The organism is Modestobacter caceresii, assembly GCF_000761485.1.
In the GTDB taxonomy this organism is placed as follows: domain Bacteria; phylum Actinomycetota; class Actinomycetes; order Mycobacteriales; family Geodermatophilaceae; genus Modestobacter; species Modestobacter caceresii.
This window is the reverse complement of the sequence record NZ_JPMX01000050.1, coordinates 25,455-40,622: the sequence shown is the minus strand read 5'-3', so window position 1 is coordinate 40,622 and position 15,168 is coordinate 25,455. Positions and strand designations below refer to the sequence as shown.

Below are 15,168 nucleotides of genomic sequence, written 5' to 3'. Positions count from 1 at the left end.
GCTCGGCCGGCACGGTCGGCCGGCTGCTGTGGCTCGCCGGCCAGCCGGACACAGCGCCCGCCCCGGGCCGGCACTACCTGCACAGCGCCGACGTCGTGGTCGCCGCGCTGACCGGGCAGCTGGTCAGCGACACCTCCCACGCCCTCAAGGCCGGCATCGACCCGGCCGCCGCCCGCTGGCCGGAGCTGCTCGCGGACGGCGGCGTCCCGGCCGGCACGCTGCCTCCCCTGGTCCACCCGGGAACGGTGGTCGGCACCGTGCTGCCCGACGTCGCCGCCGGGCTCGGGCTGCCCCCCGGGGGGGTCGTGGTCGCCGGCATGACCGACGGCTGCACCGCGCAGGTCGCCGCCGGTGCGGTGCGCCCCGGCCAGACGATGGGCGTGCTCGGCACCACCCTGGTGCTCAAGGGCGTCAGCGACCACCGGATCGACGCCGGCCCGGTCTACTCGCACCTGGCTCCCGGCGGCCGCTGGTGGCCCGGCGGCGCCTCCAACTCCGGCGCCGGGGTGCTGACCGCGACCGGTGACCTGCCCGCCCTGGACGCCGCCGCCCTCGCCACCGGCCCCTCCCCGCTGATCGCCTACCCGCTGCCCCCGCCGCCGCGCACCGGCGAGCGCTTCCCCTTCGCCGACCCCGACACGACCGGCTTCCTCGTCGACCCCCGGCGACCGCCGGGACCTCCGCCATCGCCCGCGCAGCGCCACCGCGCGGAGCTGGACGGGGTGGCCTTCGTCGAGCGGCTGGGCCTGGACCGGCTCGCCGAGCTGGGCGTGCCCTCGACCGACCACCGGGTGGCCGGCGGCGGCAGCCGCTCCCTCCCCTGGCTGCAGGTCCGCGCCAGCACCCTGGCCCGCCCGGTGGCCCGGCCCCGCGACCCCAGCAGCGGCGTCGGCGCCGCGCTGCTGGCCGCGACCGGCTGGACGGCGACCACGCGAATCGAGGACCTCGGTGACCTGCTGGCCGAGGTCGTCGCCCGCGCCGTCCACCCCGACCTGGTCGTCGACCCCGACCCGGCCGAGGTGCCGCAACTGGAGGAGGGCTACCAGCGGTTCCTGGCCGAGCTCCGCCGCCGCGCCCTCCTGCCCGCCGCCGGCGCGGCATGACCACCCCCGATCAGCACCAACGGCAGCCCGGCTGCCAGAACGGAGACCCCGTCCCATGAGCGACACCGACCTGCCCGAGGGCGTCCGCGAGCTGCTCGCCCGGTCGCACCGCTACGGCAGCGACCCCACCGTCACCAACTACGGCGGCGGCAACACGTCGGTCAAGGTCACGGTCCCCAGCCCGGCCACCGGCAAGGACGTCGAGCTGGTCTACGTGAAGGGCTCCGGCGGCGACCTGGGCACCCTGCGCGCGGAAGGGCTCGCCGTCCTGCAGCGGGAGCCCTTCCTGGCCCTGGACGACGTCTACCGCGGCGTCGAGCACGAGGACGAGATGGTCGGCCTCTTCCCGCACGCCGCGTTCGGCACCGGCGGGGCGACCCCGTCGATCGACACCCCCATGCACGGCCTGGTCGACTGCCCGCACGTCGACCACCTGCACCCGGACTCGGTGACCGCCCTGGCCTGCGCCGCGGACGGGCCCGCCCTGGTCCAGGAGCTGTGGGGCGGCGCCGTGGCCTGGGTGCCGTGGAAGCGGCCCGGGTGGGAGCTCGGCCGGCAGGTGTCGCAGCTCGCCCAGGACCCGACCGTGATCGGCGCCGTGCTCGGCGGGCACGGGCTGACCAGCTGGGGTGCCACCTCGGCAGAGGCGCAGGAGCGGGCGCTGCGGATCATCGACGAGGCGGCCGAGTTCCTGGCCCGCCGGTCAGTGCCCGAGCCGTTCGGCGCGGTGGTGGCCGACCGGGTCGCGCTGCCCGAGGCACAGCGGCGGGCCCGAGCCGCCGAGCTGTTCCCGTCCCTGCGCCGGGTCGCCTCGGCGAGCAGCCGGCAGGTGGGGCACTTCACCGACTCCGACGTCGTCCTGGACTTCCTGTCCCGGGAGAAGCTCGCCGAGCTGGTGGCGCTGGGCACCTCCTGCCCCGACCACTTCCTGCGCACCAAGATCCGGCCGATGGTGCTCGACGTCCCGGTCGACGCGCCGCTGGCGGACGTCGACGCCCGGCTGGCCGAGCTGCTGGCGGAGTACCAGGCGGAGTACAGCGCCTACTACTCCCGGCACGCGACCCCCGGGTCCCCGGCGATGCGGGGCTCGGCCCCGGCGATCGTGCTGGTGCCCGGCGTCGGCATGTTCTCCTTCGGCGCCGACCACCAGACCGCCCGGGTGGCGGGGGAGTACTACGTCAACGCGATCAACGTGATGCGCGGCGCGGAGGGCGTGTCCTCCTACGCCCCGATCAGCGAGGCGGAGAAGTTCGCCGTCGAGTACTGGCAGCTGGAGGAGGACAAGCTCAAGCGCCGGCCGAAGCCGAAGGCACTGTCCGGCCGGGTCGCGCTGGTGACCGGCGGCGCCTCCGGGATCGGCCTGGCCACCGCCCGGCTGCTGCACGAGCACGGTGCCGACGTCGTCATCGCCGACCTGGACCTGGCCAAGAGCCAGGAGGTCGCCACCGAGCTCGGCGGCCCGGACCGGGCCGTCGCGGTGCGGATGGACGTCTCCGACCCCGCTGCGGTCGCCGCGGCGGTGCAGGAGGCGGTGCTCCGGCTGGGCGGCCTCGACATCGTGGTGAACAACGCCGGGTTCGTGAAGCCGGGCTCCCTCGAGGACACCACCCTCGGCGACTGGGACGCCCAGTTCGCGGTGATGACCCGGGGGAGCTTCGTGGTCACCCAGGCCGCGGCCCGGGTGCTCCGCGGCCAGGGGCTGGGCGGCGACGTGGTCAACATCTGCTCGAAGAACGCGGTCTTCGCCGGACCGAACAACCTGGCGTACTCCTCGGCCAAGGCCGCGCAGGCGCACATGGTGCGGCTGCTGGCCACCGAGCTGGGCGAGGACGGCATCCGGGTCAACGGCATCAACCCCGACGGCGTGGTCCGCGGGTCGGGGATCTTCGCCGGCGGCTGGGGCGCCTCCCGGGCGAAGACCTACGGCGTCGAGGAGGAGGACCTGGGCAAGTACTACGCCCAGCGGACCGTGCTCAAGGAGGAGGTCCTCCCCGAGCACGTGGCCGGCGCCGTCCTCGCGCTCACCAACGGCACCCTCGCGGTGACCACCGGCCTGCTCATCCCGGTCGACTCCGGGGTGGCCGCCGCGTTCCTGCGCTGACCGTCAGGAGCCCGGCCCCCGGGCCGGGCTCCTGACCTCGCCTGACCTGACCTGACCTGGACGAGCTCACGCACCACCTGTCGCACGCCCCGGTCCCGGGGCACGAGGAAGGAGTCCCATGCCTGTCACCCACGGTGTCCACGCCCTGGTCTGGACCGGGGGCTGGTCCCCGGAGGAGGCCCGCCGGGCCGTCGCCGCCAGCGCCGAGGCCGGGTACGACCTGATCGAGATCGCCCCGATCGACCCGACCGGGTACGACGCCGACCTGACGGCGCGGCTGCTGCAAGAGCACGGCCTGCAGGTCAGCGCCTCCCTCGGGCTGGGCGCGGACACCGACGTGTCCAGCGAGGACCCCGACACGGTGGCCCGTGGCCGGGAGCGGCTGGCCACCGCCCTCGGAGTGCTGCGGGACAGCGGCGGGACGACGCTGTGCGGGGTGCTCTACTCCAAGCTGGGCAAGTACGACGCCCCGGCGACCGAGCGCGGCCGGGCGAACTCCCAGGAGGCGATCGCCTGGCTGGCGGACAAGGCCGCCGCGTCGGGGATCACCCTCGCGCTGGAGTTCTGCAACCGGTACGAGACCAACGTCCTCAACACCACGCAGCAGACGCTGGACTTCATCGCCGCGGTGGACCGGCCCAACGTCATGGCCCACCTCGACACGTACCACATGAACATCGAAGAGCACTCGTTCACCGAGGCGGTGCGGGCGGCCGCAGCGGCGGGGCGACTCGGCTACGTGCACGTCGGGGAGTCCCACCGCGGGGCCCTGGGCACCGGCTCGATCCCCTGGGCGGAGTTCTTCGGCGCCCTGGACGAGGTCGGCTACGACGGCATCGTGACGTTCGAGTCGTTCTCCTCGGAGGTCGTGCACCGCACGCTCTCCAACGACCTGGCGATCTGGCGCAACCTGTGGACGGACAACCACGCCCTGGCCCGCGACGCCCTGGCGTTCACCAAGGCCGGGCTGGCCGGGGCGGCGGCGCGGCGGGGCGCACCGGGCTGAGGCGCTGACCCCAGGGGAGCCCGGTCGCCGGGCCGGGCTCCCTGGCGGGGCTCCTGACGGGACTCCCGGCCGCGCTCAGCGGGTGCGCCGGACCCGGTCCTCCGCGGCCTGCCACGCGGCCTCCTGGCACGGGGTGGGGTCGTGCCGGACGACCTGCTGGGTGGCCCGCAGCAGCGTCCGGAGCTCGGCGAGCCCCCCGCTGAGCGCACCCCCGGCGCGGGCCTGGACCAGCACGTTGCCCAGCGCCGCCGCCTCGACCGGGCCGGCCAGCACCGGCAGTCCGCAGGCGTCGGCGGTGAGCTGGCAGAGCAGCGTGTTGCGAGCGCCACCGCCGACCAGGTGGACGACGTCCACCGACCGCCCGGAGAGCTCGGCCGCCTGGCGCACCGTGCGCCGGTAGGCCAGCGCCAGGCTGTCCAGGATGCAGCGGACGGTGGCGGCCTGGCTCTGCGGCGGCGTCTGCCCGGTCTCCCGGCAGACCTCCGCGATCCGGGCCGGCATGTCACCGGGCGGCAGGAAGCGGTCGTCGTCGCAGTCGACGACCGCGCCGAAGGCCGGCTCCCGGGCCGCGGCGTGCAGCAGTTCGGTGAGGTCGGCCGGCAGGCCGGCCGACTGCCAGGTGCGCAACGACTCCTGCAGCAGCCACAGCCCCATCACGTTGCGCAGGTAACGGACCGTTCCGTCCACCCCGAGCTCGTTGGTGAACCCCGCTTCCCGGCTGGCCTCGGTGAGCACCGGGTCGGGCAGCTCCACACCGACCAGCGACCAGGTGCCGCAGGAGACGTAGGCGAAGCGCTCGGACTCCGCCGGCACCCCGACCACCGCGGAGGCGGTGTCGTGCGAGCCCACCGCCGTCACCGGCACCGGCCCGGTCAGCCCGGTCTCGGCGAGCACGTCAGCGGTGAGCTCGCCGAGCCGGTCCCCGGGTTGCCGCAACGGCGGGAACAGCTCGTGCGGGAGGCGGAGCCGGTCGACGAGGTCGGTCGACCACTGCCGGGTGGTGGCGTCCAGCAGCCCGGTGGTGGACGCGTTGGTGAGCTCGGCCCCGACGGCCCCGGTGAGCCAGTACGCCAGCAGGTCGGGGACCAGCAGCGCGTGCCGGGCCAGTCCGAACCCGGCCAGCTGCCGCATCGCCGCGAGCTGGAAGACCGTGTTGAACGGCAGGTGCTGCAGGCCGTTGACCCGGTAGAGGTCGGCCGGTGACACCAGTTCGTGCACCCCGGGGACGGCGGTGGCGTGCCGGGCGTCCCGGTAGTGCACCGGGTTGCCCAGCAGCGCGCCGTCGGCGTCGAGCAGCCCGACGTCGACCGCCCAGCTGTCGATGCCGACGCCGTCCAGCGGCCCGACGTCCCGGCCGGCGGCCCGCAGGCCGTCGAGCACCCCGGCGTAGAGCGCCAGCACGTCCCAGTGCAGCGTGCCGGCGACCCGGACCGGCCGGTTGGCGAACCGGTTGACCTCGTGCAGCTCCAGTCGGCCCGGACCCACCCGCCCGACCATCACCCGCCCACTGGAGGCCCCCAGGTCCACCGCCGCCAGCCTCACTCCCGCCCCCCATGACCACCAAAATGGCCATTTTGGTGGTGCGGAGTCACCGGAGGAAGGCGGCGGCGACGCCGGAGTCGACCGGGACGTGCAGCCCGGTCGTCCGGGTGAGCTCGCCACCGGTCAGCGCGAAGACGGCGTCGGCGACGTGGTCGGGCAGCACCTCGCGCTTGAGCAGGGTGCGCTGGGCGTAGTACTTGCCCAGCTCCTCCTCCGGGACGCCGTAGACCGCGGCCCGCTTGGCGCCCCAGCCGCCGGCGAAGATCCCCGACCCGCGGACGACGCCGTCGGGGTTGATGCCGTTGACCCGGATCTGGTGCTCGCCGAGCTCGGCGGCCAGCAGCCGCACCTGGTGGGCCTGGTCGGCCTTGGTCGAGGAGTAGGCGATGTTGCTCGGGCCGGCGAAGACGGCGTTCTTGCTGGAGATGTAGACGACGTCGCCGCCCATCCCCTGCTCGATCATGATCCGGGCCGCCTCGCGGGAGACCAGGAACGAGCCCTTCGCCATCACGTCGTGCTGCAGGTCCCAGTCCTGCTCCGTGGTCTCCAGCAGCGGCTTGGAGATCGACAGCCCGGCGTTGTTGACCACCAGGTCGACCCCACCGAAGGCGAGCACGGCTGCCCGGAACGCCGCGGCCACCGCCTCGGCGTCGCTGACGTCGGCCGCCACGCCCACCGCGACGTCGGACGAGCCGATCTCCGCAGCGGCGTCGGAGGCCTTGGCCAGATCCAGGTCGGCGACGACGACACAGGCCCCCTCGGCGGCCAGCCGCTGGGCGATCGCCTTGCCGATCCCGCTCGCCGCGCCGGTCACCAGCGCGACCCGAGTGGCCAGCGGCTTGGGCTTCGGCATCCGAGCGAGCTTGGCCTCCTCCAGCGCCCAGTACTCGATCCGGAACTTCTCGCTCTCGTCGATCGGCGCGTAGGTGGAGACCGACTCGGCGCCGCGCATCACGTTGATCGCGTTGACGTAGAACTCACCGGCGACCCGGGCGGTCTGCTTGTTCGCCCCGAAGCTGAACATGCCGACGCCGGGCACCAGCACGATCGCCGGGTCCGCGCCGCGCATCGGCGGGGAGTCCGGGCTCGCGTGCCGCTCGTAGTAGGCGGCGTAGTCGGCGCGGTAGGCCTCGTGCAGCTCCTCGAGTCGGGCGACGACGTCCTCGACCGGGGCGGACACCGGCAGGTCGACCACCAGCGGGCGCACCTTGGTGCGCAGGAAGTGGTCGGGGCAGGAGGTGCCCAGTGCGGCCAGCCGCGGGTGCTCGGCCGACGCCAGGAAGTCCAGCACGACGTCGGAGTCGGTGTAGTGCCCGACCTGCGGCTTGTCGGTGCTCGCCAGCCCGCGGACGACGGGCAGCAGCGCGGCCGCCCTCGCCCGGCGCTCCGCCTCCGGCAGCGCCTCGTACCCGGGCAGCGGCGCACCGAAGGGCTGCGGGCGGCCGCGCTCGGCGAGGAACCGCTCCGCCGTCCGGATGATCTCCAGCGAGTTGGCCTCGCACTGCTCACTGGTGTCGGCCCAGGCGGTGATGCCGTGCCCGCCCAGGACGGCCCCGATGGCCTGCGGGTTCTTCTCCGCGATGTCGGCGATGTCGAGGCCGAGCTGGAACCCGGGACGGCGCCACGGCACCCAGACCACCCGGTCGCCGAAGCACTCGGCCGTCAGCCCCTCGCCGTCGGCCGCGGTGGCCAGCGCGATGCCGGAGTCCGGGTGCAGGTGGTCGACGTGCGCGGCGCGGACCAGGCCGTGCATCGCGGTGTCGATGGACGGCGCGGCGCCGCCCCGGCCGTGCAGGCAGTAGTCGAAGGCGGCGACCATCTCGTCCTCGCGGTCCACGCCGGGGTAGACGTCGACCAGCGAGCGCAGCCGGTCCAGCCGGAGGACGGCCAGGCCGCCCTCGGTCAGGGTGCCGAGGTCGCCGCCGGACCCCTTCACCCAGAGCAGCTCGACGGGCTGCCCGGTCACCGGGTCGGTCTCGGTGCCGGCTGCGGAGGTGTTGCCACCGGCGTAGTTGGTGTTGCGCGGGTCCTTGCCCAGCCGGTTGGAGCGGGCGAGCAGGTCACTGACCACGGGGTTCGTCATGAGGTGGGTCCTTTCGGCGCTGAGGGTCCTCGCGCGGCCCTGCTGCAGGGGCCCGCCGCGAGCGGAGCGAGTGGTGGGGGGCAGCAGGGTCCTTGCTCAGGCGCCCCAGGAGGCCTGCTGGCCGCCGACGCGCTCGGCGGCGGCCTTCTCGGCGTGGCCGGAGGCGGCGTAGGCCCGGTAGGGGTCGGCGGGCAGGCCCTTGGACTCGCGCAGCTCGGCGAGCAGCGGGCGGACGTCGGTGTTGTAGGCGTCCATCAGCGCGCCGTTCGCGCCGAGCACGTCACCGCTGCGCTGCGCGGCCCGCAGCGCCTCACGGTCGACCAGCAGCGCCTTGGCGGTGGCCTCCTGGACGTTCATCACCGAGCGGATCTGGCCGGGGATCTTCGGCTCGATGTTGTGGCACTGGTCGAGCATGAAGTTGACGCCGGAGTCCGGGCGGAGCGCGTCGGCCCGGACGATCTCGTTCATGATCCGGAACAGCTGGAACGGGTCGGCCGCGCCCACGATCAGGTCGTCGTCCCCGTAGAAGCGGGAGTTGAAGTCGAACGCACCGAGCCGGCCGACCCGCAGCAGCTGGGCGACGATGAACTCGATGTTGGTGTTCGGCGCGTGGTGGCCGGTGTCCAGCACGACCTTGGCCTGGTCGCCGAGGGCCAGGCAGTGCAGCAGCGAGGTGCCCCAGTCGGGGATGTCCATCGTGTAGAAGTACGGCTCGTAGAACTTGTACTCGAGGATCAGCCGGTGCTCGGGGTCCAGCTCGGCGTAGATCTGCTGCAGTGACTCCGCGAGCCGCTCCTGGCGGTCGGTGATGTCGTCCTGGCCCGGGTAGTTCGTACCGTCGGGCAGCCAGATCTTCAGGTCGGTGGAGCCGGTGGCCCGCATGACGTCGATGCACTGCACGTGGTGGGCCACGGCCTTGGCCCGCACGGCCGGGTCGGCGTGGGTGAGCGACCCGAGCTTGTACTCGTCGGCCTGGAACAGGTTCGAGTTGATCGCGCCGATGGAGACGCCCTCGTCGGTGGCGTGCTGGGCGAGCTTCCCGAAGTCGTCGACCAGGTCCCACGGGATGTGCAGCGAGACCCGCGGCGCGGCGCCGGTGTGCCGGTGCACCTGGGCGGCGTCGCTGATCTTCTCGAACGGGTCCCGCGGCACGCCGGGGGTGCTGAAGACCTTGAAGCGGGTGCCGGCGTTGCCGAACGCCCAGGAGGGCAGCTCGATCGTCTGCTCGGCGAGGGCGGCGAGCGCCTGGGCGCGCAAGTCGGTGGTCACGGGGTCTCTCCGTTCGTGGTGGTGTGCTCCCCGGCGGCCCGGAGCTGGGCGTCGAGGTCGAAGACGAGGTCGAGCGAGGACTTGCCGCGGCCGTCCCCGGTCTCGAAGAAGGGGGCCATCTCGGCCTCCCAGCGGGCGCTGACCTCCGCGGCGTCCACGGCGGCCTGGGCGGCGTCGAGGTCGTCGGTGACGACGGTGCCGACGAGCAGCCCGTCCTCGCGCAGGAAGAGCTGGTAGTCGCGCCAGCCGGCGTCCCGGAGCGCGCGGAGCATCTCCGGCCACACGGCGGCGTGCCGCTCGCGGTACTCCTCGAGCCGGTCGGGCCGGACCTGGAGGGTGAAGCAGACGCGGGGCACGGACCCTCCTCGCTGAAACGATTCACAAGGTGCTGTGGGCCACAGTAGGATGCTGCGTGCGAGCGGTCAACGGGCCGACCGGGAACCGAGGGGGCAGCGCTGACCGCCAGCATCAGGGACGTCGCCGTCCACGCCGGCGTCTCGGTCGGCACGGTCAGCAACGTCCTCAACCGGCCCGACACGGTCAGCCCCGGCACCCGGGAACGGGTGCTGGGCGCGATCACCGCGCTGGGCTTCGTGCGCAACGAGTCGGCCCGTCACCTCCGGGCCGGCCGCAGCCGCACCATCGGGCTGGTCGTGCTGGACATCGCCAACCCGTTCTTCACCGACGTCGCCCGCGGGGTCGAGGAGGTGGCCAACGCGCAGGGGCTCTCGGTGATCCTCTGCAACTCCGACGGCCGGCCGGCCAAGGAGGCCGCCCACCTGGAGGCGCTCACCGAGCAGCGGGTGCGGGGGGTCGTCCTCACCCCCACCGCGGAGCTCTCCCCGCAGATCGAGACGCTGCGGCAACGGGGCGTCCCGGTCGTGCTGCTCGATCGCCGGGCAGCCGGCCCCGACCAGTGCGCCGTGGCCGTCGACGACGTCCTCGGGGGCCGGCTGGCCGCCGACCACCTGCTCGAGCGCGGGCACCGCCGGATCGCCTTCATCGGCGGCCCCGAGGGGCTGCCCCAGCTGCAGGAGCGCTACCAGGGAGTCGTCGCCGCCGTCCGCGAGGGCACCGGGTCCGACGACGCGCTCGCCGTGATCACCCCCGGGACGCTCACCGTCGCCGGTGGCCGCGAGGCCGCGTCCCGCATCCTCGGCCTGCCGGCCGGGCTCCGCCCCACCGCCGCCGTCTGCGCGAACGACCTGCTGGCGATGGGGGTGCTCCAGGAGATGGTGCGCCACCAGGTCCGGGTGCCAGACGACTTCGCCATCGTCGGCTACGACGACATCGACTACGCCGCAGCCGCCGCCGTCCCGTTGACCTCGGTCCGCAAGCCCCGCCAGGAACTCGGCCGCCGCGCGGCGGAGCTGCTGCTGGACGAGGCTGCAGCCGAGGGCCACCAGCACGACCAACCCGTCTTCGAGCCGATGCTCGTCGTCCGCGAGTCCAGCGCGGTCCGGCGACTCCGCCCGACCGTCGCGAGCTGAGAGGAGGAGCCGCCCGTGAAGGTCGCGCTCTTCGCCACCTGCCTGGTGGACACCCTGACCCCCTCGGTGGCCCGGGCCACCGCCACGCTGCTGCAACGGCTGGGACACGAGGTCGTGGTCCCGCCGGGGCAGTCCTGCTGCGGGCAGATGCACGTCAACACCGGGTACCGCCGGGAGGCGGTCCCGATCGTCGCCAACCACGTGCGGGCCTTCGCCGGCGCCGAGGCGATCGTGGCGCCGTCGGGGTCCTGCGTGGCCTCGATCCACCACCAGCAGGCCGCCGTCGCCCGCCGGGCCGGGGAGCACCGGCTGGCCGACGAGGCGGAGGAGCTGGCCGGGCGCACCTACGAGCTGTCCCAGTTCCTGGTCGACGTGTTGGGGGTGACCGACGTCGGCGCCTACTACCCGCACCGGGTCACCTACCACCCGACCTGCCACTCGCTGCGGCTGCTCAAGGTGGGCGACCGGCCCTACCAGCTGCTGCGGGCGGTGCGCGGGCTGGAGCTGGTCGAGCTGCCCGGCGCGGAGCAGTGCTGCGGCTTCGGCGGCACGTTCGCGGTGAAGAACGCCGACACCTCGACCGCGATGCTCACCGACAAGATGGCCAACGTCCTCGGCACCCACGCCGAGGTCTGCACCGCCGGGGACGCCTCCTGCCTGATGCACATCGGCGGCGGCCTCTCCCGGCTCCGGGCCGGCACCCGCACGGTGCACCTGGCCGAGATCCTCGCCTCGACGGAGGAAGCAGTGACCCCCGACCAGCAGACCCGTCCGGCGGTGTCGGCATGACCGCCACCGTGCCGCCGAAGGCGCCCACGTTCCTCGGCCTCCCGACCGCCCCCCGCGGCGTGGGCCACCTGCGCGGCGACCAGTCCTTCCCGGACGCCGCCCGGGGCGCGCTGCGCGACGGGCAGCTGCGGGCCAACCTCGGCCACGCCACCAGCACGATCCGCGGCAAGCGGGCCAAGGTGGTCGACGAGCTGCCCGACTGGGCACAGCTGCGCGAGGCCGGCCGGGCACTGAAGGCCGCCACGATGGCCCGGCTCGACGAGCACCTCGAGGAGCTGGAGCGCCAGGTCACCGCCCGCGGCGGCGTCGTCCACTGGGCCCGGGACGCGAACGAGGCCAACGAGATCGTCACCCGGCTGGTGCAGGCCACCGGCACCACCGAGGTGGTCAAGGTCAAGTCGATGGCCACCCAGGAGATCGGCCTGAACGAGGCGCTGGAGGCCGCCGGGCTCGACGTCTTCGAGACCGACCTGGCCGAGCTGATCGTGCAGCTGGGGGAGGACAAGCCCTCGCACATCCTGGTGCCGGCGATCCACAAGAACCGCGCCGAGATCCGGGAGATCTTCGCCCGCACCATCCCCGGCGTCGACCCCGACCTCACCGACGACCCCCGCCAGCTGGCGATGGCCGCCCGCACCCACCTGCGCGAGCGGTTCCTGCGCGCCCGGGTGGCGGTGAGCGGCGCGAACTTCGCCGTCGCCGAGACCGGCACGCTCACCGTGGTGGAGAGCGAGGGCAACGGGCGGATGTGCCTGACCCTGCCGGAGACGCTGATCACCGTCATGGGCATCGAGAAGGTGGTGCCCACCTGGCGCGACCTCGAGGTCTTCCTGCAACTGCTGCCGCGCTCCTCCACCGGCGAGCGGATGAACCCCTACACCTCGACCTGGGCCGGCGTGACCCCCGGCGACGGGCCGCAGGAGTTCCACCTGGTGCTGCTGGACAACGGCCGCACCGCGGTGCTCGCCGACGAGGTGGGCCGCGAGGCGCTGCACTGCATCCGCTGCTCGGCCTGCCTGAACGTCTGCCCCGTCTACGAGCGGGCGGGCGGGCACTCCTACGGCTCCGTCTACCCCGGGCCGATCGGCGCGGTGCTCTCCCCGATGCTGACCGGGGTGGAGGACAACGCCTCGCTGCCGTACGCCTCCTCGCTCTGCGGCGCCTGCTACGACGTCTGCCCGGTGGCCATCGACATCCCGTCGATCCTGGTGCACCTGCGCGCCGAGCACGTCGAGGCCCAGGAACGGCCGACGGCGGAGGCGGTGGCCTTCCGCGGTCTGTCGAAGGTCATGTCGCACCCCCGGCTGTGGCACCTGGCCCAGCGGGCGTCCCGGCTGGGCCGGCTGATCGCCCGCGGGAGGCCCACGCTGCCCAACGCGCTGCCCCCGCCGGTCTCCGGCTGGACCCGCAGCCGCGACCTGCCCACCCCGCCGAAGGAGACGTTCGTGGAGTCCTGGGTCCGGGAGCACGGGTCATGAGCGGGCGGGCTCCCATGGGCAGACGTTCCACGTGCAACACCGCCGGCGGACGACGGTGAGCGCCCGCGACGAGGTGCTGTCCCGGGTGCGCCAGGCCCTGGGCGCGGACCGGACGACACCCGACGAGGTGGTCCGCGACTACCGACAGACCGACGGCCGCCCGGCCGGCGACCCGGAACTGCTGGAGCTGCTGGTCGACCGGGTGGAGGACTACCGGGCCACGGTGCTGCGCTGCTCCCCCGCCGAGGTGGGCGCCACCGTGCGGGCCGCCCTGTACCAGGGGCTGGGCGCCGGGTGGGCGGCCGGCGACGTCGTCGTCGCCCCCGGGCTGGCCGAGAACTGGCGGCCGGCCGGCTGCGACGTCGACGACGACCGCCCCGCGGTGCAGCTCGCCGACCGGGCCGCCTCGGTCACCGCGGTGGCCGTGGCGATCGCCGAGACCGGCACCCTGGTGCTCGACGGCTCACCGGCCTGCGGACGACGGGCGCTGTCGCTGCTGCCGGACTGCCTGGTCTGCGTGGTGACCGCCGACCAGGTGGTGGGCAGCGTGCCCGAGGGGCTGGCCCGGCTGGACCCGCTGCGCCCGCTCACGATGGTCAGCGGCCCCTCGGCCACCAGCGACATCGAGCTGCAGCGGGTCGAGGGCGTGCACGGCCCGCGCACCCTGCTGGTCGTGCTCGCCGGCTGACGGGGTCAGCCGCTGCGGGTCGGGGGCTCCCCCTCCGCGCGGGCGGCCCGCGCCTGCGCCGGGTCGTAGGCGCAGGCGTCGCCGACCTCGGCGGCCGGGTCCGGCTCCGCCGGCGCGGCACTGGTCGCGCCGGCCGACGACGTGGGGGACGGCGCCGCCCCGTCCTCGGTCGCGTCCTGCTCGGCCGGGGTGCTCGGGGCCGGTGAGGTGTCCGCGGACGGGGTGTCCGACGAGTTGCCCAGCGCCTGCTGCACCAGCGCCCGGATCCGGTCGTAGTCCGGGTAGGCCGGGTCGATCACCGTGTCGTCGAAGACGACGCTGCGGATCTCGGCGTCCTTCACCTTGAACGCCAAGTCCACGAGGTCGTCCAGCCGGGACTGCGGCACGTCGGTGGACACGATGTCCTGCGTGGTCGCGGCCAGCTGCTGGAACCGGCTGAGCAGGGTCATCGGGTCGGCGGCCTCGACGATCTCGCTGATCACGCACCGCTGGCGGTCCATCCGCTGGTAGTCGGTGAGGCCGAACCGGCCACGGGCGTAATCGAGTGCGCGCTGGCCGTCCATGTGCTGGTCCGGGCCCGGCTCGATGTAGTCGTCGGGCAGGATCCCGAGCGTGGGCTCGCCACCGATCGGCACGTAGTAGTTCACGTTCACGTCGATGCCGCCGAGCGCGTCGACCAGCCGGCTGAAGCCGTCCAGGTTGACCAGCACGTAGTAGTCGATCTGCAGGCCGAGCGCCTCGCCCACGCCGAGCTTCAGGAAGTCGGCGCCCGGGTCGTCGGTGGGGCCCAGGACGTCGGGGTACCAGGCCGGGCCGTTGCGGTAGACGGCGTTGAGCAGGCTCTCGCTCTCGCTCCCGGCGTAGAACCCGTCGGGGTACACCTCGGCCAGCGGGCTGTCCTCGGGGAACGGCAGTTCCTGCAGGTTGCGGGGCAGGCTGAACAGCGTGGTCTCGCCGGTGTCGGTCTGCACGTTCGCGACGATCACCGTGTCGGTGCGGACCCCGTCGCGGCCCTCGCCGCCGTCCCCGCCCAGCAGCAGGAAGTTGACCTCCTCCCGGTCGCCGAACGGATCGGCCCCGTCGGACGAGTCGGTGACGGTGGCGCTGTCCCGGTCGGCGAACACGCTGTCGAGCAGCTCGGCCTGGGCGTTGGCGATGCGGACCGCCCACACGGCGGGGACGACCACCGCCGCACAGAGGGCCAGCACGACGACCGCACCGACCACGTGCTGCCAGCCCCGGGTGCGGCGCGGCAGCAGCAGTGCGTAACCGATCAGGACGACGAGCAGCCACGCCAACGCGAGGGCGATGATGCCGCCGACCACCCACCGCAGGGCCGCGGAGTCGACGGCCACCTGGATCACGTCGCGCAGGCCCGTGGTGGCCAGGTAGGCCACGGCGCCGAGCAGCACCATGAAGACGACGACGACCGCCGCACCGAGGCGTCGCCGCCCGGTGGCCAGGAAGGCGGACCCGGGCACCAGGGCACCGACCACGGTGAGCAGCAGGGCCGGCCCAAAGCCGCGGACGGCGTGCCGGCCGCGCCGTCTGCCCTGCTGGGTCGCTGAGTCGTCGCTCACGCGGCAGCCCCACGCGTCCCGGATCCGGTCATCTGGCCA

The 15,168-nt window shown here is 74.0% G+C and carries 12 protein-coding genes; 7 read left to right on the top strand and 5 right to left on the bottom strand.

Features of this window, described 5'->3' with window-relative positions:
• The 3 genes from IN07_RS11935 to IN07_RS11925 all read left to right on the top strand — a co-directional run.
• Positions 1–1,103: FGGY-family carbohydrate kinase (locus IN07_RS11935; RefSeq protein WP_036336069.1), on the top strand; the 1,103-nt coding region annotated here is incomplete at its 5' end.
• Positions 1,104–1,158: 55 nt separating this feature from the next.
• Positions 1,159–3,204, top strand: coding sequence for a bifunctional rhamnulose-1-phosphate aldolase/short-chain dehydrogenase (gene rhaD, locus IN07_RS11930; protein WP_036336068.1), 2,046 nt, complete (start codon positions 1,159–1,161; stop codon positions 3,202–3,204).
• Between the two features lie 118 nt (positions 3,205–3,322).
• Positions 3,323–4,210, top strand: coding sequence for a sugar phosphate isomerase/epimerase family protein (locus IN07_RS11925; protein WP_036336067.1), 888 nt, complete (start codon positions 3,323–3,325; stop codon positions 4,208–4,210).
• A 75-nt stretch (positions 4,211–4,285) separates the two neighbouring features.
• On the opposite strand, the gene IN07_RS11920 is transcribed toward IN07_RS11925, so the two are convergent.
• The 4 genes from IN07_RS11920 to IN07_RS11905 all read right to left on the bottom strand — a co-directional run bounded on the left by IN07_RS11920 (position 4,286) and on the right by IN07_RS11905 (position 9,460).
• A complete protein-coding gene (locus IN07_RS11920) occupies positions 4,286–5,737 on the bottom strand; it encodes a rhamnulokinase (protein WP_231558205.1) in 1,452 nt (483 codons plus the stop codon).
• 61 nt (positions 5,738–5,798) lie between these two features.
• Positions 5,799–7,835, bottom strand: a complete 2,037-nt coding sequence (locus IN07_RS11915; protein ID WP_036336064.1) for a bifunctional rhamnulose-1-phosphate aldolase/short-chain dehydrogenase — start codon at positions 7,833–7,835, stop codon at positions 5,799–5,801.
• A 96-nt stretch (positions 7,836–7,931) separates the two neighbouring features.
• A complete protein-coding gene (gene rhaI, locus IN07_RS11910) occupies positions 7,932–9,104 on the bottom strand; it encodes an L-rhamnose isomerase (RefSeq protein WP_036336063.1) in 1,173 nt (390 codons plus the stop codon).
• Positions 9,101–9,460 carry an L-rhamnose mutarotase gene (locus IN07_RS11905; protein ID WP_036336061.1) on the bottom strand — a complete coding sequence of 120 codons (360 nt, stop codon included), beginning with the start codon at positions 9,458–9,460 and terminating at the stop codon, positions 9,101–9,103. Before IN07_RS11905 ends, rhaI begins: the two co-directional genes overlap by 4 nt.
• A 99-nt stretch (positions 9,461–9,559) precedes the next feature.
• On the opposite strand from IN07_RS11905, the gene IN07_RS11900 reads away from it, so the two are divergent.
• From IN07_RS11900 to IN07_RS11885, 4 genes are read left to right on the top strand one after another with little or no spacing between them, the layout of a single operon-like run.
• A complete protein-coding gene (locus IN07_RS11900) occupies positions 9,560–10,594 on the top strand; it encodes a LacI family DNA-binding transcriptional regulator (RefSeq protein ID WP_197058446.1) in 1,035 nt (344 codons plus the stop codon).
• Between the two features lie 15 nt (positions 10,595–10,609).
• The gene (locus IN07_RS11895; RefSeq protein WP_036336058.1) at positions 10,610–11,383 is read left to right on the top strand and encodes a (Fe-S)-binding protein; all 774 of its coding nucleotides are present in this window, start codon (positions 10,610–10,612) and stop codon (positions 11,381–11,383) included.
• The gene (locus tag IN07_RS11890) at positions 11,380–12,861 is read left to right on the top strand and encodes a LutB/LldF family L-lactate oxidation iron-sulfur protein (RefSeq protein ID WP_036336056.1); all 1,482 of its coding nucleotides are present in this window, start codon (positions 11,380–11,382) and stop codon (positions 12,859–12,861) included. The genes IN07_RS11895 and IN07_RS11890 overlap by 4 nt, the downstream gene beginning before the upstream one ends.
• A 55-nt stretch (positions 12,862–12,916) precedes the next feature.
• Entirely contained in the window at positions 12,917–13,549 is a 633-nt protein-coding gene (locus IN07_RS11885; RefSeq protein ID WP_036336054.1) for a LutC/YkgG family protein, read from the top strand.
• 5 nt (positions 13,550–13,554) lie between these two features.
• Here the strand turns inward: IN07_RS11885 and IN07_RS11880 are convergent, their stop codons facing one another.
• Positions 13,555–15,129, bottom strand: coding sequence for an LCP family protein (locus tag IN07_RS11880; protein WP_036336052.1), 1,575 nt, complete (start codon positions 15,127–15,129; stop codon positions 13,555–13,557).
• Positions 15,130–15,168 lie beyond the last annotated feature (39 nt).

What these genes read in the sequence shown, in the direction of transcription:
- IN07_RS11915 (WP_036336064.1), bottom strand. Translation starts at nt 7,835, where the DNA reads ATGACGAACCCCGTGGTCAGTGACCTGCTCGCCCGCTCCAACCGGCTG.
- rhaD (WP_036336068.1), top strand. Translation starts at nt 1,159, where the DNA reads ATGAGCGACACCGACCTGCCCGAGGGCGTCCGCGAGCTGCTCGCCCGG.
- IN07_RS11925 (WP_036336067.1), top strand. Translation starts at nt 3,323, where the DNA reads ATGCCTGTCACCCACGGTGTCCACGCCCTGGTCTGGACCGGGGGCTGG.
- IN07_RS11890 (WP_036336056.1), top strand. Translation starts at nt 11,380, where the DNA reads ATGACCGCCACCGTGCCGCCGAAGGCGCCCACGTTCCTCGGCCTCCCG.